The sequence below is a fragment of the Micromonospora sp. NPDC051227 genome (genome assembly GCF_044455385.1).
Lineage (GTDB): Bacteria > Actinomycetota > Actinomycetes > Mycobacteriales > Micromonosporaceae > Micromonospora.
The window spans coordinates 455,172-479,309 of record NZ_JBITET010000003.1; the positions used below are offsets into that span (position 1 = coordinate 455,172).

The window sequence follows — 24,138 nt, forward strand, 5'->3', positions numbered from 1 at the left end:
GCCCTCGACCGCCAACCTAGTCGCCCACACCGCCATCGGTGGGGATCAGCGTGCCGAGCCGCGCCGACTGTCGGCGGGACAGGACGGCGGTAGGCGCCAGCAGGCTCGGACCCGCCGGCCTGGAATCAGGGCGTGGGTTTCGCGGTCGGCTGGCTGTCGGAGCCGCACCAGATGCTGACCTGGTCGTTCCACCGGGCCGGGCCGTCCTCGGCGGGCTCCTGCCGGTTGACCTTCCCAGTGCGTCCGCTGACGTAGCGCGGGTAGAGGCCCTCGTCGACCAACTCGTCGGCGGCATCGGCGCAACTCCTGCCGACCACGTCCGGCACCTCGGCGGCCGGCGCCGGCCCGGCGACCTGCAGCTGCACGGTCGTCCCCCGGGCGACCGCGGTGCCCACGTCCGGTGTGGTGCTCTCGACCGTACGGCCGACGCCGCCACCGAAGACCAGCCGCCAACCGAGCCGCTGCTTGCGCAGCGTCTCCCGGGCCTGCTCGAAGTCGGTGCCGATCACCGGCGGCACGGTCAGGCCGGCCCCCTTGGTCGAGGTGGCGGAGGTCTGGACCGCCGACGGTGTCGGCCGGCCGCTGCTCGGTCGGGGTGCGGTGGCCCTACTGGTCGACGCGCCAGCCGTGGTCGCGACGGCCAGTGGATCACCAGAGGGTGCGTCGCCCTCGCCGGCCAGCAACCAGCCACCGGTCGCGCCCACGGCGGCGAGCAGCACCGCCGCCAACCCACCACCGAGCACGACGCTGGCCCGGCCCGGACCGCCACCCGCGGCACCCTGCTGGCCCGTGTTCGTATCCGTCATAACGCCCACCGCCTCATCACCGGCGACCGTACCGCCCGCCGCCCAATCCGCCGCACCGGCGGTCCATACCGGCGGGTCGTTGCGACTCGCCGCGCCGACGACGGGACGTTACGCTGCCCGGCATGGCCAGACAGGGCTGGGGAGTATCGATCGCGACGGCGATCGGGGTCGCTGCCGGCGCGGGTGCCGCACAACTGGGCTTCGGCTACGGGCTCGGCGTCATCACCTGGACGCCCACCGATGCCGGTGCGACCGACACAGCCTGGGCGGACGGCCTTGCCTGGGCCACGTGGCTCGCCGCCAGCTCGACGGTCCTCGGCGCGGTCTGCGCGCAGCGGCTGCACCAACGGAACGTCCCGGCGAAGACCGTGATCTCTCCGGAAACGTCGGCCGACGGTATTGCCCGCCACGAGGGCCCGCAGGTCGACGATCGGAGGCCGGCGCACGAGAGCCCGGTCGACGCGTCTCCGCCGGCCGTCGACACCGCCCGGCCGGAGGCGGTAGACACGCCACCACCGGTGGCTGAGCCGCCGGTCCACGACCGCGGTGCCCTGCTGCGCCGGGTGGCCCTCGCGCTTGGCGCCGGGCTGGGCGGGCTGGTCACGGTGCTGTTGATCGCGGTACCCGCGCGGGTCGCGACCGGCGCGGACACCGGCGCCCCGCAACGGACGGCCGCCGTACAGGCGACGCTGGGCATTCTGATCGGCGTCCTCGTCGCGATCTGGGCGCTTCGCTCCCGAGCCGCCGCTGTCAACGTGACCGCGACGGCCGCCTGGCTCTGGCTGCTCGCGGTGATCTCCGTGATCGACGGGGTACGCGTCGGACGAGGGCTGACCGGCGCGCAACTCGGTACCTGGCAGTTCGACCCGGACCACGCCCGGTACTGGATCGGGGGCCAGCTCTACTGGCCCGGTGCGCTGCTGGCACTGGTGCCCGCGCTGCTGATCGGCGTACTGGCCGCCCGGCGGTCCGCCCGCTCGGGCGGGCACCGCGTGGGTGCGGCGGCCTCCGGCGCGGCGGGCCCGGTGCTCGTCGCGCTCGCCTACCTGACCACCCTGCCGCACTGGTCGACGCTGGGTCCCGCGCAGCTGTCCACCCAGCTGATCGCCCCGTACGCGGTGATCGCCGGTATCGGCGGCTCGGTGCTGGCCGCCCGCCTCGGCGAGCGAAGCGAACGGAACCGCCCGGCCGAACAGAGCCGCTCGGCCGAACTGAGTGCGGTGCCTCGGGACACGGTGGCCGACCCGGCCCCGGTCGCCGAGACCGAGCCCGCGCCACCGGTCGCCGGCTCGACGGCCACAACCTCAGCCTCGACGGCCGGAACCGCGGCACGGCGCAGGAGGGCCGACGCCCCACCGCAGACGCCCCGGACGAGCTCGCTGCCGGGCGACGTCACCGCCGCACCACAGGTTCCCGCCCCGCGTACGGACCCGGACCTCGCGGATCCGGCCGGTCGTCCCACCGAAGCTACAGCGGCAGAGGATCTGACCCCCACCAGCCGGCGCACCCGAGCAGCCCGCCGCACCACGCGCCCCACCACCGACTGACTCCACCCACCCTGGCCCCCCACCCACCCTGTTGATCATGAAGTTGTTGCCACCTCGCCCGGCGTGTCATGGCAACTTCATGATCAAAGCGTTCGGGGGTGGGGGTGGGTCAGGTGGTTGGCCAGGTGTGGACGGGTTGGTTGGTGCGCTGGAGTTCGGCGTAGCGCTGGACCATGTGGTGTAGCGCGGCCGTCCGGTCCATGCCGTGGTGCCGCTCCGCCGCCCAGACCGCCTCGGTCTGCCAGGCGGCGCCGTTGCGGCCGGTACGGCAGCGCTGCTCGATGATGCCGAGCAGCCGGTCCCGCTGCGCCGGGGCGACACCGAACCCGTCCAGGCCGGTGGCGGCGGTGGGCAGCAGTTGGTCCAGGACCAGCTTGGTGACCGGCACGTCGCCGAGCCCGGGCCAGTGCAGCACGGCGTCGAGGCCACGTCGGGCGGCGGCGTGGAAGTTCTCCTCGGCGGAGCTGAAGGTCAGTTGACTCCAGATCGGGCGGTCGGCCTCGGCCAGACCGCGTACCAGCCCGAAGTAGAAGGCCGCGTTGGCCAGCATGTCCACCACCGTCGGACCAGCCGGCAGCACCCGGTTCTCCACCCGCAGGTGGGGGCGGCCGTTCATGATGTCGTAGACCGGACGGTTCCACCGGTAGACGGTGCCGTTGTGCAACCGCAACTCCCCGAGCTGTGGCACACCGCCGGCGTGCAGGACCTCCACCGGGTCCTCGTCCTCGCAGATCGGCAGCAGCGGCGGGAAGTATCGGACGTTCTCCTCGAACAGGTCGAAGATCGAGGTGATCCACCGTTCGCCGAACCACACCCGCGGCCGTACGCCCTGGGCCTTCAGCTCGTCCGGGCGGGTGTCGGTGGCCTGCTGAAACAGGGCGATCCGCGTTTCGGCCCACAGTTGGCGGCCGTACAGGAAGGGGCTGTTCGCCCCGACCGCCACCTGCACCCCGGCGATGGCCTGGGACGCGTTCCAGTAGTCGGCGAAGCTGTCCGGGGCGACCTGGAGGTGGAACTGGAGGCTCGTGCAGGCGGCCTCCGGGGCGATCGAGTCGGTGTGCGTGCGCAACTGCTCGACGCCGCGAATGTCCAGCTCGATGTCCTCGCCGCGGGCGCCGACGATCTGGTCGTTGAGCACCCGGTAACGCTCGTTGGTGGAGAGGTTGTCCTCGACCAGGTGCCCCTCGGTGAGGGTGGGCAGGATGCCGACCAGGACGATCTTCGCGTCGGACCTGGCGGCACGCTCGTCGGCCCTGGAGAGGCTGCCCCGCAGGTCGTGCTCGTAGTCGGCGAAGCCGGTGCCCTCGATCAGTCGGGGCTCGGCGTTGAGTTCCAGGTTGAACTGCCCCAACTCGGTCTGGAAGAGGGGGTCCGCGATGTCGGCGAGGATCTCCTCGTTGCGCATCGCCGGCTCGGCGGCCGAGTCGACCAGGTTGAGTTCGATCTCCAGGCCGGTCATCGGCCGATCGGCGTCGAAGCCGAAGTCGTCCAGCATCAGCGCGAAGACGTCCAGGCACCGCCGCACCTTCTGCCGATACCGGACGCGATCGTCCCGGGTGAAGGCGCCCTCTGAGACGTCCCTGCCCATGTGTCCTCCCGACGGCCGGCGCGGTCGGGATCCTGCCGTCCCGGAAGCGCTTTGTGAAGCATCCACGGTAAGAGCGCCCACTGACCGGGGCCAGAGGCCGCCGGCGGTGATCCGACGTCGACCGGGGCGGACGCGCTCGTGGCGCCATCTGTACCCCGTCGTCGACCGGCCGGACCCGATTGCGGTGCGAACAACCCGTGACAATTACCACCAGTGGGAACGGCGCAGGGCCCGCGCCGACGTGCGGCGCGGGCCCTGCGTACCGGATCGCCGGGAGGATCCCCCCTGCCCTCCGGCGATCCTCGGGGATCAGACCTGGCGGACGGCCTCGCCCTCGATCTCAATCTTGATCTTGCGGCTGACCAGCACGCCCCCGGTCTCCAGGGCGACGTTCCAGGTCAGGCCGAACTCCTCGCGGTCGATCTCGGTGCTCGCGGAGAAGCCGAAGATGTCCTGGCCGAACGGGCTGCGGCCGACACCCTCGAACTCGACCTCCAGCTCGACCGGGCGGGTGACGTCCTTGATGGTCAGCTCACCGGTGAGCACGAACTCGCTGCCGCGACGGGACTTGACGCCGGTGCTGCGGAACTCGAGCGTCGGGAACTTCTCGGCGTCCAGGAACTCGGGGCTGCGCAGGTGCGCGTCCCGGTCGGCCTGGGTGGTGTCGACGCTGGCAGCCTGAATGGTGGCGACGACCGACGACTGCAGCGGGTCCTCGGCGACGGTGATGGTGGCGGTCGCCTCGTTGAACTCACCGCGAACCTTGCTCACCATCATGTGCCGGGCAACGAAGCCGACCCGCTTGTGCGCCACGTCGAGCGCGTAGGTGCCGGCCGCCGGGATGGTGAGGCCGTCCCAGTCGCGGGTAACCGCATCGATGCTGCTGGTCATGCTGCTGTCCTCCAGGAGATTGTTTAGTAGCCCAACGACTGCTTCAGCAACTATAACTGCAACAACATTCCCCGTGTCAAGCACTGGTATGATGAACGGGTGACCAACGTCTTCGACGATCCCCGGATCACCGCCGTCGGCCTGCTCTTCGAGGCTCACGCCGGGCTGTCAGCCCGGTTCAACGCCCAACTCGAGGAGCACGGCCTCTCCGCGGTCGAGTTCGAGGTCATCACCCGACTGGCCCGCTCGCCGGGCAACCAACTACGCATGACCGACCTCGCCGCACAGACCTCCCTGTCGACCAGCGGAGTGACCCGTGTGGTGGACCGGATGGAGCGCGACGGGTTGCTCACCCGCCGGGCGTGCCCGAACGACCGACGCAGCTCGTACGCGGTGGTCACCGCCGCCGGGATGCAACGCCTGAACGAGACGCTGCCCGGGCATCTGCAGATGATCGAGCAGTGGTTCACCGGGCAGCTCGACCCCGAGGCGCTGGCGGCCCTCCTCGACGGGTTGCGGCGGGTCCGCGACGCAGCGCATCCGTGCGCCACCGCCGGCAGTGACGACGTCAGTCCGGAGCACGTCGCCGCCACCGACAACGCCACCCGACGGCACTGATCAGCACCCGCCGTCGGGCGGCGGCAGCGGCAGAAAGACCGGCAGAACTGACCCAGCCAAGCTGGAGGATTCGGTCCAAGCCGACTTTCTGCCACCGCACCGGTGGCAGGCTTCCTGCACCGGGGATCACCGGGGGGTGACGGCGCGGGCGATCAGCGAGGGGCAGCACCAAAGGGGGCTCTTCGCCCGCGCCACTCTCCCGTCGCGATCCGCTCGGGGAGAGCGCAGGCTACTGAGCCGGTCCGCCTCGGGCGGCGATCAGCGCGTAGAGCAGGCCCGACTCCTGCGGCAACAGCCGGATGCCGCCCTCCGCACAGACCCGGTCCAGTCGATCGAGCACCGACGGGTCCGCAGTGCTCGCAGCCAGCCCGACCAGCGCCTCCACCACGTCGCGGCGATCCTGCCCCGCATGGTCGGCGGCGGCCGCGAACCACTCGGCAGCCAACTCACGGTCGCCCCGGTGCAGCGCCAGGTTCCCCTCGATCAGCGCACAGAGCCCGGCCTCCGGCCCACCCCAGGCCAGCGCCGCGTCGTCCGAGCGCTGTCGCGGCACGGTCGGCCGGGCCGGCAGCGCCTCCATGCCCCCGGCACGCAACTCGGTCAACACCTCGGTTGCCTCGGCGGCCCGCCCGTCCTGGGCGAGCGCCAGCCCGACGGTCCCGAGCACCCGACGGCGACGCCCGGGATCACCCAGCTCGGACAGGGCCGCGATCGCCCGCCGGCCACGATCGATGGCGTCCGCGTACCAGCCCTCCAGTCGGGCGACCTCTGCTCGATTGGCCCAGCCCAACACCCGCAGTCGCTGCTCCCCACTCTCGGCGGCGAGCCGGTCCACCGCAGCGAGCCGGCGGCGGGCCGCAGCCAGATCGCCCACGCGGATCTCGTGCCAGGCGAGGCTGTTCTGGGCCACCGCCAGGTCCCGGGTCCGCCCGTTGCGGGCCGCCAACCGCAGCAGCGCCTCGGCCTGCTCGCGAGCCTCGTCCTGCCGCCCGACGGAGATCAGCAGGGTGCCGAGCACGTTTCGCGCCTCCAACTCCCCGGTGACGTCGCCGGCCTGCCGGAAGGTGTCCAACGCCGCACGGGCCGTCGACAACTCCTCGGCGCCCGCGCCGTGCTCCGCCGCGAGCCGGGCGACCCCGAGGGCGGCCCAGCCACGCAGAAGAGGATCGGCTTCGGCGGTCCGCGGGTCCGCCAGCAGCCGCCGCAACCACTGCCGCCCGACGACGTCGCGTCCGCGGAACCGCCACCAGCGGGCCAGGCAGGCCGCCAGCCGCAGCGCTGTCAACGGGTCGTCGGTAGCCGCGTGGGCCAACGACGAGCTGATGTCACTGCTCATCTCGTCCAGCCGGTGCACCGCGTCGGGTAACCGTGGGCCGATCAGGTCGGTGGCGGTCCGGGCCACCAGGCGCGCGATGACTTCCGCGTGCCGACGCCGGATACAGGTCAGCTCGCCTGCACCGGCCGCCTGCTCGACGGCGTAGTCACGGACCGCGTCGAGCAGCCGGAACCGGAACGACCCGGTTCCGCGTACGCTCAGCAGCCCCAACTCGACGAAGCGGTCCAACAGTGGAACCGGGTCGATCGCCACAGTGCCGTCCCGGTCGGCCTCGTCGGCGAGCATCTCCTCGGCCAACTCGACCGACCACCGGTTACCGAAGACGGCCAGTTGCCGCAGCGCGGCCTGTTCGTCCGACGCCAACAGGCGGTAGCTGAACGCCACCGCATCCCGCAGGGTGACGGCGACCGAGACCGCCGCACGGTTGTCGGGTCCGCTCGTCCGGCTGCTGAGCGCCTCCGGAGCGTCCCAGGCCGGGTGGGCGGACGCGTCGGCGGGAGTGGCCAGGTCGAGCACCCGGTCGCCGTACCGGTCGAGCAGTTCGGTGAGGTCGAGGAGCCGGCCACGGGCGGCCATCAGCTCGATGGCCAACGGCAGCCCTCCCAATCGGCGCACCAATGCGGCGAGCGCAGGCAGCTCAGCGGGGGTGGGCGGCTCCCGGCGGACCTGACCGAGCCGGGCGGTGAACAGCGCGACCGCCGGCCACGAGTCGAGCCCGGAGTGCTCGGCCTCCGGTGGTGGCACGTCGAGCGGCGCGACCGGCCAGACCCGCTCGGCGGGCAACCCGACCGGGTGCCGCCCGGTGACCAGCACCCGCAGCGAGGGCAGCGCGCCGATCAACCGGTGCACTGTCGCGGCCACCGGTCCCGGGGCGTGCTCCACCGCGTCCATCACCAGCAGCGCTGGCCGCCCGGCGAGCAGGGCCACGAGTTCGGACAGGCGCGCCACACCGAGCACGGACATCGAGGCGGCGAGCACGTCCGGACCGTCCGAGCCCTCACCGACCAGCACCCCGGCAACGCCGGCCGGGTGGGCGGGAGCCACCAGGTGCGCCACCGACGTGGCCAGGGCGGTCTTGCCGACGCCGGCCAACCCGACGAGGCTCACCACCCGGGGGCCCTGCTCCGCGGTCAGCATTCCGGCCAGCTCGGTGAGGTCCCGCTCCCGGCCGATCAACGCGACCGGCGGCGGGAGCGCGACCGGCGGGTCGGCCGGTGCGGTCGCCGACACGGCGCTGCCGCTGACCGCGAACGTCGTCGAGGTGGCGTCCGCGGGGGCCGGTTCGGCACCGGCGCCGCGGGCGGCGGTCAGGAACGCCGCCCGGCTGGCGCCGGTCAGCGCCAACGCCCCGGCGAGCAGCTCGATCGTGGTGCGTTGGGGCCGGCTCGACCGGCCGCGCTCCAGGTCACGCACCGTCCGCACACCCACCCCAGCCCGCGACGCCAGCTCGGCCTGGGTCAGGCCGGCGGCGCGTCGATGCCCGCGGAGCAGCTCCGGCAGAGTGGTGCGGCCAGCCGGGCTCCGTGACCGGTCATGATCCGGAGTCATGGGCACGAAGAGTACGGATGGACTCCGACCGTCGGCAGTCGAACGTCGGGCTACCGACGCCCGCTCGCCGAAACCCGACAGCCGTACGGACAGTCCGTCCGGGACGACCGGCCGATCAGTTCGGCTGGAGCAGTCAGAGACCCAGATCCCGAGCGATGATCATGCGCTGCACCTCACTGGTGCCCTCGCCGATCTCCAGGATCTTGGAGTCCCGCCAGAAGCGGGCAACCGGGTACTCGTTCATGAAGCCGTACCCGCCGTGGATCTGGGTGGCCTCCCGGGCGTTGTCCACAGCGATCGTGCTGGCGTGCAGTTTGGCGATGGCGGCCTGCCGCTTGAACGGCTCACCGGCCAGCATCCGCGCGGCGGCGTCGTAGTAGGCCAGGCGAGCGGTGTGGGCCTTCAGCTCCATGTCGGCGATCTTGAACTGGATCGCCTGGTTGGCGCCGATCGGCTGACCGAAGGCGTGCCGCTCCTTCGCGTACTTGATCGACTCGTCGACGCAGCCCTGCGCGAGGCCGACGGCGAGCGCGGCGATGGCGATCCGGCCCTCGTCGAGGATCCGCAGGAACTGCGCGAAACCCCGACCCCGGGCGCCGAGCAGGTTGGCGGCCGGCACCCGGCAGTCGTCGAAGGTCAGCTCGTGCGTGTCCGAGGCGGTCCAGCCCACCTTGGAGTACCCGGGTGCCACGGTGAACCCGGGCGTGCCGGTCGGCACGATGATCGTCGACAGCTCCTTGGAGCCGTCCGGGTTCGTGCCGGTCACCGCGGTGACCGTGACCATGGCCGTGATGTCGGTTCCCGAGTTGGTGATGAACGCCTTCGAACCGTTGATCACCCACTCGTCGCCGTCCAGCACCGCCCGGGTCTGCGTGCCGGCGGCGTCCGAGCCGGTGCCCGGCTCGGTCAGACCGAAGCCGGCCAGCGCCTCGCCGCTGAGCAGCCGGGGCAGCCAGGTCGCCTTCTGCTCCTCGGTGCCGAAACGGTAGATCGGCATCGCGCCCAGTGAGACCGCCGCCTCCAACGTGATGGCCACGCTGGAGTCGACCCGGGCCAACTCCTCCAGGGCCAGGCAGAGCGCGAAGTAGTCGCCGCCCATGCCGCCGTGCTCCTCGGCGAAGGGCAGACCGAACAGGCCCATCTTGCCCATCTGCCGGATCACCTCGTACGGGAAGGTGTGCTGCTCGTAGTGCTCGGCGATGACCGGGGCGATCACCTCGCGGGCGAATTCCCGCACGCTCTCGCGCAGCGCCGCTTGTTCGTCGGTGAGCCGGAAGTCCATCTCATCCTCCTGTAAGGACGGTCCGCCTCGGCGCTCGTGACGCCGGGGGCGGGTCGCTGTGCGGGCCCGAGTCGATGATCAGACCGGGGTGACGCCGTGCCGACGGCGGGAGAAGTGCCGATCCTTGGTACGCGCCGCCGCGAATCGACGGACCAGCTCGGTGCGCAGGTCGTGCGGCTCGACGATGGCGTCGACCACCAGCTCGCTGGCCAGCCGGACGACGTCGATGTCCCGCTCGTACTCGGCCCGTTTGGCGGCGACGAAGGCCGCCCGCTCGTCCTCGTCCGCAATCGCGGCGATCTTGTTGGCGTAGACCGCGTTCACGGCAGCCTCGGCGCCCATCACGGCGATCTTCGCGGTCGGCAGCGCGATCGTGGCGTCCGGCTCGAACCCGGGGCCGGCCATCGCGTACAGGCCCGCGCCGTACGCCTTGCGGACCACCACGCAGATCTTCGGCACTGTCGCCTCGGAGATAGCCGTGATCATCTTGGCGCCGTGACGGATGATGCCCTGCTTCTCCACCGCGCTGCCGACCATGAACCCGGGCACGTCGCTGAGGAACAGCAGCGGCACGTTGAACGCGTCGCAGAGCTGCACGAACCGGGTGGCCTTGTCGGCCGAGTCGACGAAGAGCACGCCGCCCTTGAACATCGAGTTGTTGCCGACCACACCGACGACCTGACCGTCGAGACGGCCGAAGCCGATGGTCAACTCCTTGGCCCAGAGCGCCTGGATCTCGAAGAACGAACCCTCGTCGAGCAGGCCCTTGACGTACCGCCGCATGTCGAACGCCTGCCGCTCGCTGGCCGGCACCAACGCGGCCAGGTCGGCCTTGGCTGGCGCGGCGACCGCCGGTGCGGTCGGCGGCGCCTGCGTCCAGTTCGCCGGCAGGTAAGACAGGTAGGTCTTCACGACGTCGAGCGCGTCGGCCTCGGTCTTGCAGAGGAAGTGCCCCACGCCGGATTCGGCGGTGTGCACCTTCGCCCCGCCCATCGCCTCCAGGGTGGTCTTCTCGCCGGTGACCATCTCGACCATCCGGTCGGAGCCGAGGTACATGCTGGCGTTGCCGTCGACCAGCGCCACCACGTCGCAGAACGCCGGGATGTACGCACCACCGGCGGCGCTCGGGCCGAACAGCGCGCAGACCTGTGGGATCGAACCCGAGGCGCGGACCTGGTTCCAGAAGATCTTGCCGGCGCCACGCCGACCGGGGAAGAGATCGACCTGGTCGGTGATCCGGGCGCCGGCCGAGTCGACCAGGTAGACCATCGGCACGCCGGCAGCGTACGCCCGCTCGATGATCCTGATGATCTTCTCGACGGTGCGGGCGCCCCAGCTGCCGGCCTTGACGGTGGAGTCGTTGGCCATCAGGCAGACCTGTCGGCCGTCGATCGTGGCGGTGCCGGTCACCACGCCGTCGGCGGGCAACCCCTCGGCGAGCGCGTTGGCGTAAAGGCCGTCCTCGACGAACGAGCCCTCGTCGACCAGGAGCGCGACCCGTTCACGGGCGAAGAGCTTGCCCTTGGCCGCGTTGGCCGCGTGGTACTTGTCCGCGCCGCCGGACCGGGCCCGCTTGCGCAGCTGCTCCAGTGCCTCACCGTCGAGCGTCACGCCGACTCCTCCGCCATACTGACCTGAACGATCGTTAGGCTAGCGCATCGGCGCGGTTGTCGGCGACCTACGAGCGAACCAGACAGCGAAGCCGAGAGCAAGACATTGAAAAACGTGAATGCATATCGCTAGGCTCCTGGCACCCCTCCTCCCAGATCGGAGTCAGCGATGACCTCACGACTCAATCGGCTCGCCGTCGCGTTGCTCGCGACGACACTCGCCACCCTCGGCATCACGGTCGCCAACCCGTCGCCCGCGTCCGCCGCCATGACCATCTGCTACAACACCAGCCAGGCGGGCAACTACGCCGGCACCGCCAACCAGGCCGCCTCGATCTGGAACAACGCCACCGTCAACCTGACGCTCTCCGCCAACTGCGGCTCCAACCTGCGCATCTACCAGATCACCGGCGGCGGCTCGTACGCCGTGCGGACCAGCCTCGGCAACGGCCGGGTCTACATCGACACCCAGCAGGCCGCCCAGTACAGCCCGCTGCGGATCATGACGCACGAGATCGGGCACATCCTCGGCCTGCCGGACAACTACAACGGAAACTGCGCCCTGCTGATGTCCGGCGGCAGCGCCGGCACCAGTTGCACCAACCCGTACCCGAGCAGCGCCGAGGCGAACCGGGTCAGCAACCTCTTCGCCGGCACGTTCAGCGCCACCGACCGCAGCGCGGACATCTTCCGCGACAGTTGGCCGAGCGCGCTCACCTCCGTGAGCTGATCGACCTGGCACGTGGAAGGGGCCGGCGCGTGCGCCGGCCCCTTCGTCGCGTCCTCAGCTCGGCAGCGGCGTCAGCCGGGTACGCGGACCGGCCCGCAGCACACCGGACGGCAGCTTCTTGCCGAGCAACTCCTCGGCCAACTCCGCCACCTCGATGAGCGCCGGCAGGTCGATGCCGGTGTCGATGCCCATGTCGTGCAGCATGTGCACGGCCTCCTCGGTGGCCAGGTTGCCGCTCGCTCCCGGCGCGTACGGGCAGCCACCGAGGCCACCGACGCTGGCGTCGAACTCGGTCACCCCCAGCTCCAACGCGGTCAGCAGGTTGGCCAGCGCCGTACCCCGGGTGTTGTGGAAGTGCAGCAGGACCGGCACGTGCGCGTTGCGGTCACGCACAGCGGTCAGCAGCTCGCGGACCCGACGTGGGGTGCCCATGCCGGTGGTGTCGCCGAACGCGACCCGGTCCGCGCCGTCGCGGACCACCCGGTCCACGATCCCGGCCACCCGCTGCGGGTCGATGTCCCCCTCGTACGGGCAGCCGAAGCTTGTCGCCACGATCACCTCGACCCGCGCGGACGCACCGTGCAGCAGGTCGATCAGCTCGGCGATGTCGTCCAGCGACTCGTCGGTGGACCGGTTGACGTTGCGCCGGTTGTGGGTGTCGCTGGCAGAGACCACCACCTCGATCTCGGTGAATCCGGCGGCGAGGGCCCGCTGGGCGCCCCGGGTGTTCGGCACCAGCGCGGAGTACCGCACCCCGTCGGCCCTCACCGCCCGCTGCCACACCTCGTCGGCGTCGGCCATCTGCGGGATCGCCTTGGGATGCACGAACGACACCGCCTCGATTCGGCGTACGCCGGTGCCGGAGAGGGCGTCGAGCAGCCGCACCTTGGCGTCGGTCGGGATCGGGTCCTCGTTCTGCAACCCGTCCCGCGGCCCAACCTCGCGGATCGAGACGGAATCTGGCAACTGGCTCATCGGTCACCTCGCTGTGACGTCGGGTGGGGACAGCATCTCGGCCGCTTTGCTCTGCTTGCCTGTCTGCGCCAGCTGGTCGTCCGGCCACCGGACAGCGCCCGGCGGCCGCTTGCCAATGCCCGCTGGCCGGCGGTCGGCGGTCGGCCCCGCTGGCCGGCGGCGGCCGGTGCGTATAGGTAAGCAGAGCAAAGGGGTGCCTACCAGTCTCTCCCCGCCGCCAGGGGAACCACGACCTGACCGGTCAGCGCATGCGGGAGACGATGCCAGTGTCGTAGGCGCCGGAGCGGAACTCCTCGTTCTCCAGCAACTCTGCGAAGAAGGGGACGTTGTTCTTCGGGCCGACGATCTGGAACGCGGCGACCGCACCCCCGGCGCGTTCGAGCACCTCTTCGCGGGTCGCGCCGCTGACGATCAGCTTGGCCAGCAGGCTGTCGTAGAACGGGGTGACCGTGTTGCCCTCGGTGTAGCCGGAATCCACCCGGACACCCTCGCCCGTCGGCTCCACCCACGTCCTGATCACACCCGGGCCGGGCAGGAAGCGCTTCGGGTCCTCCGCGTTGATCCGCATCTCGATGGCGTGCCCACTCGGGGTCAACGCGTCCGGGTCGAACGTCGGCGCCAGCCCGGAGGCCACCCGCAACTGCTCCTCGACCAGGTCGATGCCGTAGACGTACTCGGTCACCGGGTGCTCCACCTGCAACCGCGTGTTCATCTCCAGAAAGAAGAACTCGCCGGTGGCTGGGTCGAGCAGGCACTCCACAGTGCCCGCGTTGCGGTAGCCGACCGCCTCGCCGGCCCGCACCGCCGCTGCCAGGAGCCGGGATCGCAGCTCCGGCGAGACCGCCGGCGACGGGGACTCCTCGACCAGCTTCTGGTTGCGCCGCTGCACCGAGCACTCCCGCTCGCCGAGCGCCACCACCCGGCCATCGGCCAGGCCGAGAATCTGCACCTCGACGTGCCGTACCCGGGGAAAGTACCGCTCGATCAACACCGAACCGTCGCCGAACATCCGCTCGGCGAACGCGCGCACCTTGTCGTACTCGGTGCGCAGCGCGGCCTCGTCGACGGCGACGCCCATGCCCATGCCACCACCCCCGGCGGCGGCCTTGACCATCACCGGGTAGCCGATCTCGGCAGCGGCCGTCACCGCCGCGCCCAGGTCGGCGGCCGGCTCGGTGGTGCCCGGTGCGACCGGAACGCCGGCCGCCGCCATCAGGTTCCGGGCATTGATCTTGTCGCCCATCGCGGTGATCGCGTCCGCGTCAGGCCCGACCCAGATCAGGCCGCTCGCCTCGACGGTACGGGCGAACTCGGCATTCTCCGACAGAAAGCCGTACCCGGGGTGGATGGCCTGCGCGCCCGTCGACTTCGCGGCGGCGAGGATCGCCTCGGTGTTGCGGTAGCTCAGCGCCGGGTTCGGTGGGCCGACGAGGACCGCCTCGTCCGCCTCCGCGACGAACGGCAGGTCGGCATCGGCCTCCGAGTGCACAGCGATCACGCGGATACCGAGCCGCTTGGCGGTCCGGATGATCCGGCGGGCGATCTCACCCCGATTGGCGACCAGCAGTGACTCGATCATGTTTCCTCCCGGCGTCCGGATGGTGGGACGATGTCAGGGAATCATGACCGGCACGGTTCTGACGAGTCGGCTCAGGCGAGCAGCGCGGCCAGGGTCGCGCCGCGCAGCAGCTCGGCGCGGCGCCGCCGGTCCACCTCACCACCGAGGAACGGCGTCGAGTTCATCAGGCCGAACGCGGCGTGCGCGAGCACCCGCGCCTCACCGTCGGGCATCCCCGGGTGCAGCGCGGTGAGCACTGTCACCCACTCCTCGACGTAGAGCCGTTGCAGGCGACGAATCCGCCGCCGCGGCTCCTCGGGCAGGCGGTCCAGCTCGTGCAGGTGCAACGCGATCACCGCTGGGTTGGCCAGCGCGAACTCGACGTGGAAGTCGATCAGCGACTCCAGCACGCCGCGCGGGTCGTCCGAGCGCCCGGCGGCGCGTTCCCGCCCACCGGCCAGCAACCCCTCACTGACCGGAATCAGCGCGGCGGCCAGCATGGCTTCCTTGCCAGCGAAGTGGTGGTAGAGCGCCGGACCGGTGACCCCGGCGGCCGCGCCGATATCGTCCATCGACACGCCGTGATAACCACGCGCCGCGAACAGACCTACCGCGATCTCCAGGATCTCGTCCTTGCGGGACCTGCGCCGGCCCGCACCCGCCGCACCCCGTGCCTGCTGCTCCACCGTCACCGGGCAAGCCTAGACCGCGAGGAGCCCGCGATGGTTGCCGGTCAGTTCCGTCCGCCCCGGGCCGGGCCGCCCCTGACCTGGCCAGGGGCGGCCGGCGAGATCAGTCGTCCTCGTCCAGGTCATGCTCCGCGCGCAGCACGGCGGCTTCCGCGGGTCGATCGAGCAGATCCAGCGCCCTAGCCAGCAGCCAGGCCGTCTGGCGGACCTGCCGCGAGGCGGCCGGCAACCCACCGAGCACGCGACTCAGCAGCGGCTCCGCCTCGGCCGGCCGGTCCAGCCGCAGCAGCAGCTCACCGATCAGGGCCTCCACCTGGGCGGCCTCGCCGAACGCCTCGATCGAGCGCAACCGGTCCGGTACCCCGGTGAGCCGGCCCAGCCTCTTTGCCCGTTGGCTTGACCCTCGACCCGGTTGAACCGGCACGGTCGCCGGCATGACTTCCTCCGCTCTGGGCCGGGACTTCCGGCTCCTGTGGTCCGCGGCGGTCTCGTCCCGGTTCGGGGACGCGCTGCGCACCCCGGCACTGGCCCTGCTGGCCGCGACCGTGACCCGTGATCCGCGGATCGTCGCGGCGGTCACAGTGGCCGGGCAGTTGCCGCCACTGCTCTTCGGCCTGCTCGGCGGCGTGTACGCGGACCGCTGGGACCGCCGTCGGACGATGGCAGTGGTCGACGGGGTACGCGCGGCCCTGGTGGCGGCGCTGGCCGTGGTGGTGGCGCTCGACCGGGTCAGCGTCCCGGTGTTGCTGGCGGCGGCGTTCCTGCTCGCCACCCTTGGGACTCTCTTCGACTCCGCCTCGTTCGCGCTGCTCCCCGCGCTGGTGCCGCTGGACGCTCTGCCCCGGGCGAACGGCCGGCTCCAGGCAGGGTCCGCGGTCGCCGGTGGCTTCCTCGGGGCGCCCGCCGCCGGTGTCCTGTTCGCCGTCGCCCCGGCCCTTCCGTTCGCCCTCGACGCCGTCACCTTCGCGGCGGCCGCAGTGCTCGTGCTGGCCCTCAGCCCGCCTGCCGCCAACAGCCCGGCGACGGCACGGCGGCGGGGCTCGGTGTGGAGCGAGATCGTCGAGGGGCTGCGTTGGCTGCGGGCACACCCGACCCTGTGGCGGGTCACAGTGCTCACCGCCGCGAGCAACCTGGCGATCAGCGGAATCATGGCGGTGCTGGTGCTCTACGCGCTGGACGTGCTCCGGGTGCCCCCGGCCGGGTACGGGCTGTTCACCGCCGCCGCCATCGTCGGGGGCGTGACGGGGGCGCTCGGGGCGGGGCGGCTCGCCGCCCGGCTCGGCACGGTGCCGGCGCTGCGTGTGGTGCTGGCCGTGGAGACCGTGGCGCTGACCGGCTTCGCGCTGGCTCGGCATCCGGTGTCGGGCGGGATGGCGCTGGCCGTCTTCGCCGCCGGCACCGTGGTGTGGAACAGCCTGTGGGCGTCGTACGGGCAGCGGCAGGTACCGAGCAAACTGCTGGGCCGGGTCGGTGCGGCCCAGCGGATGGTCGGTCTGCTCACCGCACCGCTCGGGGCGGCGCTCGCCGGGCTGGCCGCCGCGGCGTACGGCACGGCGCCGGTGGCGGGCGCGGCGGCGGCGACGTTCGCGCTGGTCACCGTCGCCGCGTGGCGGACACTGCGACCGGCCGCGCCCGCTGTGTTGAGCCGCGCGGGCTAGCCCGGCGTCCGCTCCCGGTGCGACAGCCCGGACAGACGCAGCGCGATGCGTCGGCGGGCCGGTGGAACGGCACCGAGCAGCCGGAGCAGCACGTCGCGGGCGGGCCGACGAGCCGGGGAGACAGCGGCCATCCTGGTCAGCCCGGCGGCGAAGCTCAGCACGTCCTCGGCCATCGGCCGCTGCCGTGCGGTGTAGTCGTCGAGCAGCGTCTCTGGGCCGCCACCGAGCACGTCCGCCACCGCGGTGCCGAGCGCTACCGCGTCGCAGATGCCGAGGTTCATGCCCTGCCCACCGGCCGGGCTGTGCACGTGTCCGGCGTCGCCGGCCAGCAGCACCGGCCCGGCTCGGAAGGTGTCGGCGATCCGGTGGTGCACCCGGAACCGGGAGCCCCAGAGCACCTCGGTGACCCGGTCGGGTCGTCGCGCCGGGCCGCGCTCGTCGAGCAGCGCCTGGAGGTAGGCCGCATCCGGTTCGGCCGGGGCGCTGGCCACGGCGGCGACCAGCCGGACCACCCCACCGGGCAGTGGCGCCCAGACCAGCGGCCCGGAGCGGGCGAGGAAGAGCGCCGCCTCGTCGCGGGGCAGCACGCTGCGCACCCGCACGTCGGCGAGCACGAAGGACTCCTCGTCGCTGCTGCCGGTGAAGCCGATGCCGGCCAACTGTCGGACCGTGCTGTGCAGACCGTCCGCACCAACCACGAACCGGGCCCGCAGCGCCTCGTCGTCGACCTGCGCGAGCATGCCGTTCCCGCCGCGGCTCAGCCCGGTGAGCTGGCACGGCCGTCGTATGTGGACGCCAAGCTCCACCAGCTTGTCGGTGAGCACGGCCTCGGTGACCGCCTGGGAGACCAGCAGCGCGTAGGGGAAGCGGGACGGCAACTCGTGGAACGGCACCGACAGCAGCACCCGGTCCCGGTCGCGCACTGTGAAGCGCGGGGTCCGCACCGCCTGGGCGATCAGCGGTGCCGCGGCGCCGATCCGGTCCAGCACCTCCAGGGTGTACGCGTGCACGACGGCGGCGCGGGAGGTCGTCGGCGGCGCGGCCAACCGGTCCAGCACTGTCACCTCGACCCCGCGCCGGGCCAGCGTCAACGCGGTGGCGAGACCGGTGGGGCCGGCCCCCACCACCAGGACGTCGGTGCTCGTGGGCAGCATGGCCACCTCCAGGAACCGTTGCCAACATGTGTTGGCAAACACTTGTTGGCAACGCTAGGTCCCTCCTGATTGCGTGTCAACATTTGTTGGCCTACGGTCGTTGGCATGACCCCGTCCGCGCAGTCGACCCAGCCCCGCCGCTCCGACGCCACCCGGGCGGCGATCCTGCGAGCGGCCCGGGAACGGTTCGCAGCGGACGGCTACGAGCGCGCCACCATCCGGGCCATCGCCGCCGACGCCCGGATCGACCCGTCGATGGTGATGCGCTACTACGGCAGCAAGGAGGGGCTCTTCGCGGCGGCGGCCGAGTTCGACCTACGCCTGCCCGACCTGACCTCGGTGCCGCCCGCTCGACTCGGCGAGGTGCTGGTCCGGCACTTCCTCGCCCGCTGGGAGGGCGACGAGACCCTGGTGGCACTGCTGCGGGCCGCCAGCACCAACCCCGGCGCGGCCGAACGCATGCGCGGCATCTTCGCCGACCAGCTCACCGCCGCCGTGGCCACCTTCGGCAGCGACCCGGCGCTGACCGCCCGACGGGCCGGCCTGGTGGCCAGTCAGGTCCTCGGCCTCGCCTTCACCCGATACATCGTCCGCCTGCCGCCCATGGTGGACACCACGCCGGAAGAGCTGGTCGCCTGGATCGCGCCGACTCTCCAGCGCTATCTGACCGGAACGCCACCGAGCTGACCCAACCTTTTCCCACCTCCCGTGCGTCTGCCAGATGACGCGTACAACGCGACGGCCGGGAGGGGGGCGGATGGCGCCGAAGAGGGACGACGGACGCGACGGCTACCTCGCCTTCGTGGAGAACCATCAGCACCGGTTGCTCCGCGCGGCCTACCTGATCTGCGGCAACCGGCATCAGGCCGAAGACCTCCTCCAGGACGCGCTGCTGAAGCTGGCGCTGCGCTGGTCTTCGGTCCGCGACGGCGACCCCTCCGCGTACGTTCGCGCCATCCTCTACCGGGACTCGGTGTCGTGGTGGCGTCGCCGACGGCGGGAATGGCTCAGCGCCGCACCGCCGGACCAGGTGGCCCACGACCGTGACGGCGCGTTACGGCTGACGATGCACGACGCGCTGGGCCTGCTGCCACCGCGGCAGCGGGCCGTGCTGGTGTTGCGCTACTACGAGGACCTGACCGAGGTCGCCACAGCCGAGGCGCTCGGGGTGACCGTCGGCACCGTGAAGAGCCAGTGCCATGCGGCGCTGCGCCGACTCCGCGAGGTCGCCCCTGACCTCGCCCGCGATGCCCGACCGAGCCGAGGCTCGGCCGATCTGGCCAGCGGCCTGGAGGTGAACCCGTGAACGAGCAGGATCTGCGTCGACTGCTGACCGTCAGCGTCGAGGACGTGCTGCCCAGCCAGCCGGCCGCCGCCGGATGGGAGCGGGCTCGGCGGACCCGGCGTACCCGGAGGGCCGTCGGAGTGGTCGCCCTGGCCGTGGTGCTGGTCGGTGGTGGCACGGTGGCGGCGCTGCGACCGCCCACCGATCCGGCGCCGGTCCCTCCGGTCGGCCCCACGGTCACCCCGACCGTCGACCCCTCCCACGCGGGTCCGGTGCGGAAACCGCCCGCCGAGCTGACCTTCCCGCCCGATTCGTTGGCCAAGCTCGGCGACCCGGCGACAGTGCCGCTGTCCGAGCGACCGGTCCAGCGGGCACTGGCGCTGTTCCAGCCGCAGGACGAGGAGTACCACGCGAACGGCCCGGTCCGGGTGCTCGGCAACGACGGCGTGGTGCGCAGCCTCGATGTGGTGACGCTGGCACCGACCCGGGACGCGAGCGGCAACGAGGCGCCCGCGCTGAAGCCGGGGGTGTTGTCGCCGGACGGCCGGTCGGCAGCGTTCGCGCAGGCCAAAGAGCTGATCATGATCGACCTCACCACGGCTGCCGTCCGCCGGATACCGCTCGACGGCTACCTGGAGCAGGTGGTGTGGGCGCACGACCGGGTGCTGGTCGGGGGCGACGACCGGACGTACGCGGTGGACCGGGTCACCGGGGCGGCCAGCACGATCGACGTGTCGACCTGGGAGTTGATCGCACCCGACCCGGCCGCCGGCCGTGAAGCCCCGTTGATCGAGGTGTACGGCGTGCGGACCAGCCTGACGCTGCGCGGCCGGACCGCGCGGGAAGGCAAACTCCGCTCCGAACAGCCGGTCACCGGCGCGGCGCTGCCCTCGCCCTACCAGGTCAACGAGTTCTACGGCCGAGGCTGGCTGCACGGCGAGCGCCTGGCCAGGGCCGCCTGGATCACCAACAGCGAGATCGACGGTGCCGAGGGGGCGGCCGTGCTGGACGCGCGGACCGGCGCCGTGCTGCACCTGCTCGACCTGGGCCGAGACCGCAGCAAGGGCTGCTGCGAGGTGCTGGGCTGGGACAACAAGGGCGCGGTGCTACTCCGACTGGAACCGGCCGCCCTGGCGCGCTGGCACCCGGAGACCGGCGAGATCACCGGCATCGTCCGCGACCTGCGCGGCGTGTTCGCACTCGCTAGCTGAGAAAGGTCGCCTCGTCTCGACGTGATCGACTCGGGTTCATTGATATCGCGGTGTCCGAGCGAGCGGGACAGCCCGACACCAGGAAACCCGAGTCGATCACACGAGGATCTGGTCAGACGGCCAGGCCGCCGGGCTGGTCGCCCTTGACGACTGGTGCCCGGACCAGGTTGCCCCACTCGGTCCACGAGCCGTCGTAGTTGCGCACCTGCGGGTAGCCCAACAGGTGCCGCAGCACGAACCAGGTGTGGCTGGACCGCTCGCCGATCCGGCAGTACGCGATCACGTCATCGTCCGGGCTCAACCCGAGCTGGTCGGCGTAGATCGCCTTCAGCTCGTCGGCAGACTTGAACGTGCCGTCCTCGTTGGCGGCGGACTTCCACGGCTTGCTGAGCGCGCCCGGGATGTGTCCACCGCGCAGCGCGCCCTCCTGCGGGTAGTCCGGCATGTGCAGCATCTCGCCGGTGTACTCACCCGGCGACCGGACGTCGACAAGTGGCCGGCCGGAGGCGACGTGCGCCATGACCTGCTCACGGAAGGCCCGCAGCGGCGCGTCGTCGCGGAGCGGCACCGGGTAGTCGGCGCGCGGCCGAGCCGGCTTGTCCCGGGTCACCTCGCGTCCCTCGGCGATCCACTTCTGCCGGCCGCCGTCGAGCAGTCGCACATCGGCGTGACCGAAGAGCGTGAAGACCCAGAGGGCGTACGCGGCCCACCAGTTGAAGTTGTCGCCGTAGAAGACGACGGTGTCGCCCCGGCCGATGCCCTTCGCGGCGCACATCTCGGCGAAGCTCTTGGCGTCCAGGTAGTCCCGGGTCACCTGGTCGTTCAGATCCAGGTGCCAGTCGACCTTGACCGCACCGGGAATGTGACCGGACTCGTAGAGCAGCACGTCCTCGTCGGACTCGACGACGACGAGGCCCTCATCGCCCAGATGCTCGGCCAGCCACTCAGTGGTGACCAGCCGCTGCGGGTCCGCGTACGACTGGAGGCGGGGATCGGGATCGTTCGACACAGACATGATCCCCAAGGTACGCCGTTCAGGCGCGACGGTGGGCGATCCGACCAGCGACGACTGTCACCAGACAGGCCCCGTCGACGCCGTGAACCGCGAGGTCGGCCCGTCCGGCCGACCGCAGCGTCGGCGCCACGGCGGTGGCCAGCACCAGCAGGTCGCTGCGCTCGGCGGCGGCCCGCAGGGCGGGGTCTGTCAGGTGTTCCGCCAGCACCGTCGTCACGCCGGTACGCAGCAGCGCGTGCACCCGCTCACGCGGGGTCGGCGCGGGCGGCAGCGGACGGTCGTGCAGCAGACCCGGCCCCAGCGTTCCGGGCCAGCGGCGAACCCGGGCGTTGGCGTACGCCGAACTCAGCTCGGCCAGTGGGCCGACGGCCTCGATCCGGTCGCCACTGACCAGCACGGCGTGGTCGGGCAACGACTCGCCGTCCCGGTCGCGGCGCAGCAGGGCCGCCGTGTGCAGGGTGAGCATGCTCAGTCGACGAGTGGGCCGAGTTGCGGGCGCTTCGCCGTCACTGTGTCGCCGGAGGACCGACCGGTCAACCGCCGCTTCACCCAGGGGGCGAGGTACTGACCGGCCCACCGCAGGTCGGAAGCGCGGGCGGCCAGCCACGGTGACGGCGCCGGGTGCGGCGGAACCATCAGCCACTCCTCGTCGCAACCAACCCCGAGAGCGTTCAACACCTGCCCGGCGACCCGGCGATGCCCGGCCGGGGAGAGGTGCAGCCGGTCGGTGCTCCAGAGCATGGGGTTGAGAAACGTGTCGTCGGCGTACAGGTCGACCATGATGGCGCCGTGCCGCTCGGCGGTCTCACCGACCGCCTGGTTGAGCAGCTGCACCCGGGGGGCGACGAGGCGTTGACCGGGCAGTCGGGCCATCACGTCCGCGAACCGGAAGAGGAGCACGTCCGCGCCGCCCGAGCGCAGTTGCCGGACCACCTCGTCGAAGCGGGCGACCAGCGTGTCCGGGTCGAAGGTGCGCCGCAGCACGTCGTTGCCACCGGCCGCGAAACTGATCAGGTCCGGCTTCATCGCGACGGCGGAGGGCACCTGCTCGGCGACCACGCTGGGGAAGAGCCGGCCCCGGATGGCCAGGTTCGCGTACCGGAAGTCGGGCCCCGCGTCGGCGGCGAGCCGGGTCGCCACCAGGTCCGCCCAGCCCCGGAAGGTGCCGTCCGGGTACGCATCGTCCATACCCTCGGTGAAGCTGTCCCCGACCGCGACAAAACTGCGCCAGCGCACCCGCGCCTCCCTCACGCCACTCGTTGCCTGCGGCGACCAGTCTGTCACCGCAGCAACGCCCGGCACCGCCCCGAATCCACTACGTGTCGGAGGTCATTGCGCACACGACGGGCGGGACCGGCCACCCCCGTGAGTGGCCGGTCCCTCGTACCCGGTGACGCTGCACCGGGAGCTCAGCCCAGCAGACCACCCCACGGCTGGCCGGCGGGCACCGACCCGGTGGCCAGCACCCGGCCGCTGGCGGCGTACCGGACCAGCCGGTACGCCGGCGCGCCGTCGGCCGGCGTCGCCGCGTTGACCTGCACCACCAGACCGCCGTCGCCCAGGACGACCCCGTCGATGGCTTCGCCGTGCCCGGTCGGCTGCGTCCACGCCGAGTCCACCGGCGCCAACTCGGTGACGGCCCCGTTGGAGGCGTCGAGCCGGTAGTTGCGGAACCGCCAGCCGCAGCCACATCCCCCGGGGCTGGTCGTGTGGGCGCTGATCACCAGCGTCCGACCGTTGCCGGAGATCGCAGCCACCCCACCGATGACGAGGCCGGCGGGGATGCGCGGGCTGATCGAGCGCGTGTTGCCACGCTCGTTGCGGATGCGCACCGCCCGATCGGTGACCTGGGCGATCCATCCACCCGACACCGTCGGGCACTTCGCCTGGTGGGTGGCGAGCACCTTCCGCCCGGTCCCGTCGGCGTTGACCGCGATGAAGGTTATCTCCTTCTCCCGACCCAGGCCGTACAGCACCCGCCCGGAGTCGAGCCAGCTCGGCTCGCAGGTCTGCTGGCCCTGCGTCGGGATGACGTGCCGCTTCGTGCCGTCGAACCCGCTGATCACCAGCCGGCGGGCGGACGCTTCCACCCAGGCCGCCCGCCGACCGTCCGGCGAGACGGCGAGCGGGCCGCTGGCAGTGCCGTTCTGGAGACGACCCGAACGCACCACCTGCCACGTCCCAGCAGTGGTACGCCGCCAGATCCGGGCCGGGTCGTTCTGCTTCTGGCCGTACTCCTCGGCGGTGTACCAGGTCAGCTGCGGCCACTGCGTCGAGCCGACGGCCGGGCGGACCGGCGCGACAGCCGGTGCCGCATCCGGCACGGAGCCGCCCGTGCCGGCGGCTGAGGCGTCGCCGGCCGCGGGAGCGGCGGTGGTGGTACCGGTTTCGGCCGGCGTGGGCGCGGCCTTCGGGTCGGCGGTGCCGCAGGCAGCGGCACCGAACGCCAGGAGCAGCAGGGCGGCCGTACCGGCGAGCGCGCCAGAACGGCGGGCCGAGGCGGGACGGGTGGTGTGCTTGAACGGGCCGAGGTTCATCGTCTTAATCCTTTGTGGGGGCTTAACGTGCCTGACACCACCCAAGACGAGCCCCTGACCGTGGCGAGTTGCCGCCGCAGCGCGCTACTACCGGACAGTC

At 71.9% G+C, this 24,138-nt stretch carries 22 protein-coding genes; 7 read left to right on the plus strand and 15 right to left on the minus strand.

What is annotated here, in order from left to right:
* Positions 1-125: 125 nt before the first annotated feature.
* Positions 126-806 (minus strand): PASTA domain-containing protein, encoded by a 681-nt coding sequence (locus tag ACIA47_RS10145; protein ID WP_203122584.1) that lies wholly within the window; start codon positions 804-806, stop codon positions 126-128.
* Between the two features lie 122 nt (positions 807-928).
* Here ACIA47_RS10145 and ACIA47_RS10150 point away from each other — a divergent pair, with 122 nt between their 5' ends.
* The gene (locus ACIA47_RS10150; RefSeq protein ID WP_396706980.1) at positions 929-2,353 is read left to right on the plus strand and encodes a hypothetical protein; all 1,425 of its coding nucleotides are present in this window, start codon (positions 929-931) and stop codon (positions 2,351-2,353) included.
* Between the two features lie 109 nt (positions 2,354-2,462).
* Here ACIA47_RS10150 and ACIA47_RS10155 read toward each other — a convergent pair whose 3' ends face one another.
* Both ACIA47_RS10155 and ACIA47_RS10160 read right to left on the minus strand, forming a co-directional pair.
* Positions 2,463-3,941, minus strand: coding sequence for a glutamate--cysteine ligase (locus ACIA47_RS10155; protein ID WP_112583970.1), 1,479 nt, complete (start codon positions 3,939-3,941; stop codon positions 2,463-2,465).
* Positions 3,942-4,250: 309 nt separating this feature from the next.
* Complete coding sequence (locus ACIA47_RS10160; protein ID WP_203122586.1) at positions 4,251-4,832, minus strand: YceI family protein; 582 nt, start codon at positions 4,830-4,832, stop codon at positions 4,251-4,253.
* Between the two features lie 99 nt (positions 4,833-4,931).
* Here ACIA47_RS10160 and ACIA47_RS10165 point away from each other — a divergent pair, with 99 nt between their 5' ends.
* Positions 4,932-5,450 carry a MarR family transcriptional regulator gene (locus tag ACIA47_RS10165; protein WP_203122588.1) on the plus strand — a complete coding sequence of 173 codons (519 nt, stop codon included), beginning with the start codon at positions 4,932-4,934 and terminating at the stop codon, positions 5,448-5,450.
* A gap of 229 nt (positions 5,451-5,679) precedes the next feature.
* On the opposite strand, the gene ACIA47_RS10170 is transcribed toward ACIA47_RS10165, so the two are convergent.
* From ACIA47_RS10170 to ACIA47_RS10180, 3 genes are all read right to left on the minus strand, one after another.
* Positions 5,680-8,334, minus strand: a complete 2,655-nt coding sequence (locus ACIA47_RS10170; protein WP_396706983.1) for an ATP-binding protein — start codon at positions 8,332-8,334, stop codon at positions 5,680-5,682.
* Positions 8,335-8,467: 133 nt separating this feature from the next.
* Entirely contained in the window at positions 8,468-9,616 is a 1,149-nt protein-coding gene (locus ACIA47_RS10175) for an acyl-CoA dehydrogenase family protein (protein ID WP_112583966.1), read from the minus strand.
* Between the two features lie 78 nt (positions 9,617-9,694).
* On the minus strand, positions 9,695-11,227 hold the full coding sequence (locus tag ACIA47_RS10180) for an acyl-CoA carboxylase subunit beta (protein WP_396706985.1): 1,533 nt from the start codon (positions 11,225-11,227) through the stop codon (positions 9,695-9,697).
* A gap of 168 nt (positions 11,228-11,395) precedes the next feature.
* Between ACIA47_RS10180 and ACIA47_RS10185 the strand changes: the two genes are divergently transcribed.
* The gene (locus tag ACIA47_RS10185) at positions 11,396-11,956 is read left to right on the plus strand and encodes a snapalysin family zinc-dependent metalloprotease (RefSeq protein ID WP_203122590.1); all 561 of its coding nucleotides are present in this window, start codon (positions 11,396-11,398) and stop codon (positions 11,954-11,956) included.
* Positions 11,957-12,010: 54 nt separating this feature from the next.
* On the opposite strand, the gene ACIA47_RS10190 is transcribed toward ACIA47_RS10185, so the two are convergent.
* From ACIA47_RS10190 to ACIA47_RS10205, 4 genes are all read right to left on the minus strand, one after another.
* A complete protein-coding gene (locus ACIA47_RS10190; RefSeq protein ID WP_203122591.1) occupies positions 12,011-12,931 on the minus strand; it encodes a hydroxymethylglutaryl-CoA lyase in 921 nt (306 codons plus the stop codon).
* A 241-nt stretch (positions 12,932-13,172) separates the two neighbouring features.
* Positions 13,173-14,510 carry a biotin carboxylase N-terminal domain-containing protein gene (locus ACIA47_RS10195; RefSeq protein ID WP_203122592.1) on the minus strand — a complete coding sequence of 446 codons (1,338 nt, stop codon included), beginning with the start codon at positions 14,508-14,510 and terminating at the stop codon, positions 13,173-13,175.
* A 71-nt stretch (positions 14,511-14,581) separates the two neighbouring features.
* A complete protein-coding gene (locus ACIA47_RS10200; protein WP_030331931.1) occupies positions 14,582-15,181 on the minus strand; it encodes a TetR/AcrR family transcriptional regulator in 600 nt (199 codons plus the stop codon).
* 100 nt (positions 15,182-15,281) lie between these two features.
* The gene (locus ACIA47_RS10205) at positions 15,282-15,614 is read right to left on the minus strand and encodes a hypothetical protein (RefSeq protein WP_396706988.1); all 333 of its coding nucleotides are present in this window, start codon (positions 15,612-15,614) and stop codon (positions 15,282-15,284) included.
* On the opposite strand from ACIA47_RS10205, the gene ACIA47_RS10210 reads away from it, so the two are divergent.
* Positions 15,613-16,836: an MFS transporter gene (locus ACIA47_RS10210; RefSeq protein WP_396706990.1), complete on the plus strand. Its 1,224-nt coding sequence runs from the start codon at positions 15,613-15,615 to the stop codon at positions 16,834-16,836. The genes ACIA47_RS10205 and ACIA47_RS10210 overlap by 2 nt on opposite strands.
* Here ACIA47_RS10210 and ACIA47_RS10215 read toward each other — a convergent pair.
* On the minus strand, positions 16,833-18,032 hold the full coding sequence (locus tag ACIA47_RS10215; RefSeq protein ID WP_396706992.1) for an FAD-dependent oxidoreductase: 1,200 nt from the start codon (positions 18,030-18,032) through the stop codon (positions 16,833-16,835). The genes ACIA47_RS10210 and ACIA47_RS10215 overlap by 4 nt on opposite strands.
* Positions 18,033-18,095: 63 nt before the next feature.
* Here ACIA47_RS10215 and ACIA47_RS10220 point away from each other — a divergent pair, with 63 nt between their 5' ends.
* The 3 genes from ACIA47_RS10220 to ACIA47_RS10230 all read left to right on the plus strand — a co-directional run bounded on the left by ACIA47_RS10220 (position 18,096) and on the right by ACIA47_RS10230 (position 20,486).
* Complete coding sequence (locus tag ACIA47_RS10220) at positions 18,096-18,677, plus strand: TetR family transcriptional regulator (RefSeq protein ID WP_396706994.1); 582 nt, start codon at positions 18,096-18,098, stop codon at positions 18,675-18,677.
* Between the two features lie 70 nt (positions 18,678-18,747).
* The gene (locus tag ACIA47_RS10225; RefSeq protein WP_396706996.1) at positions 18,748-19,296 is read left to right on the plus strand and encodes a SigE family RNA polymerase sigma factor; all 549 of its coding nucleotides are present in this window, start codon (positions 18,748-18,750) and stop codon (positions 19,294-19,296) included.
* Positions 19,293-20,486: a hypothetical protein gene (locus ACIA47_RS10230; RefSeq protein ID WP_396706998.1), complete on the plus strand. Its 1,194-nt coding sequence runs from the start codon at positions 19,293-19,295 to the stop codon at positions 20,484-20,486. Before ACIA47_RS10225 ends, ACIA47_RS10230 begins: the two co-directional genes overlap by 4 nt.
* A 112-nt stretch (positions 20,487-20,598) precedes the next feature.
* Here ACIA47_RS10230 and ACIA47_RS10235 read toward each other — a convergent pair whose 3' ends face one another.
* The 4 genes from ACIA47_RS10235 to ACIA47_RS10250 form a co-directional block, all read right to left on the minus strand.
* Complete coding sequence (locus tag ACIA47_RS10235) at positions 20,599-21,501, minus strand: sulfurtransferase (RefSeq protein ID WP_396707000.1); 903 nt, start codon at positions 21,499-21,501, stop codon at positions 20,599-20,601.
* A 19-nt stretch (positions 21,502-21,520) separates the two neighbouring features.
* Positions 21,521-21,967, minus strand: a complete 447-nt coding sequence (locus ACIA47_RS10240; protein WP_396707002.1) for an imidazolonepropionase-like domain-containing protein — start codon at positions 21,965-21,967, stop codon at positions 21,521-21,523.
* Positions 21,968-21,969: 2 nt separating this feature from the next.
* On the minus strand, positions 21,970-22,737 hold the full coding sequence (locus ACIA47_RS10245; RefSeq protein WP_112583954.1) for an SGNH/GDSL hydrolase family protein: 768 nt from the start codon (positions 22,735-22,737) through the stop codon (positions 21,970-21,972).
* 173 nt (positions 22,738-22,910) lie between these two features.
* Positions 22,911-24,038 (minus strand): hypothetical protein, encoded by a 1,128-nt coding sequence (locus ACIA47_RS10250; protein WP_396707006.1) that lies wholly within the window; start codon positions 24,036-24,038, stop codon positions 22,911-22,913.
* Between the last annotated feature and the right edge of the window lie 100 nt (positions 24,039-24,138).

What these genes read in the sequence shown, in the direction of transcription:
- ACIA47_RS10220 (WP_396706994.1), top strand. Translation starts at nt 18,096, where the DNA reads ATGACCCCGTCCGCGCAGTCGACCCAGCCCCGCCGCTCCGACGCCACC.
- ACIA47_RS10160 (WP_203122586.1), bottom strand. Translation starts at nt 4,832, where the DNA reads ATGACCAGCAGCATCGATGCGGTTACCCGCGACTGGGACGGCCTCACC.
- ACIA47_RS10205 (WP_396706988.1), bottom strand. Translation starts at nt 15,614, where the DNA reads ATGCCGGCGACCGTGCCGGTTCAACCGGGTCGAGGGTCAAGCCAACGG.
- ACIA47_RS10225 (WP_396706996.1), top strand. Translation starts at nt 18,748, where the DNA reads ATGGCGCCGAAGAGGGACGACGGACGCGACGGCTACCTCGCCTTCGTG.
- ACIA47_RS10235 (WP_396707000.1), bottom strand. Translation starts at nt 21,501, where the DNA reads ATGTCTGTGTCGAACGATCCCGATCCCCGCCTCCAGTCGTACGCGGAC.
- ACIA47_RS10240 (WP_396707002.1), bottom strand. Translation starts at nt 21,967, where the DNA reads ATGCTCACCCTGCACACGGCGGCCCTGCTGCGCCGCGACCGGGACGGC.
- ACIA47_RS10145 (WP_203122584.1), bottom strand. Translation starts at nt 806, where the DNA reads ATGACGGATACGAACACGGGCCAGCAGGGTGCCGCGGGTGGCGGTCCG.
- ACIA47_RS10170 (WP_396706983.1), bottom strand. Translation starts at nt 8,334, where the DNA reads ATGACTCCGGATCATGACCGGTCACGGAGCCCGGCTGGCCGCACCACT.
- ACIA47_RS10250 (WP_396707006.1), bottom strand. Translation starts at nt 24,038, where the DNA reads ATGAACCTCGGCCCGTTCAAGCACACCACCCGTCCCGCCTCGGCCCGC.
- ACIA47_RS10190 (WP_203122591.1), bottom strand. Translation starts at nt 12,931, where the DNA reads ATGAGCCAGTTGCCAGATTCCGTCTCGATCCGCGAGGTTGGGCCGCGG.
- ACIA47_RS10175 (WP_112583966.1), bottom strand. Translation starts at nt 9,616, where the DNA reads ATGGACTTCCGGCTCACCGACGAACAAGCGGCGCTGCGCGAGAGCGTG.
- ACIA47_RS10150 (WP_396706980.1), top strand. Translation starts at nt 929, where the DNA reads ATGGCCAGACAGGGCTGGGGAGTATCGATCGCGACGGCGATCGGGGTC.
- ACIA47_RS10210 (WP_396706990.1), top strand. Translation starts at nt 15,613, where the DNA reads ATGACTTCCTCCGCTCTGGGCCGGGACTTCCGGCTCCTGTGGTCCGCG.
- ACIA47_RS10155 (WP_112583970.1), bottom strand. Translation starts at nt 3,941, where the DNA reads ATGGGCAGGGACGTCTCAGAGGGCGCCTTCACCCGGGACGATCGCGTC.
- ACIA47_RS10185 (WP_203122590.1), top strand. Translation starts at nt 11,396, where the DNA reads ATGACCTCACGACTCAATCGGCTCGCCGTCGCGTTGCTCGCGACGACA.
- ACIA47_RS10195 (WP_203122592.1), bottom strand. Translation starts at nt 14,510, where the DNA reads ATGATCGAGTCACTGCTGGTCGCCAATCGGGGTGAGATCGCCCGCCGG.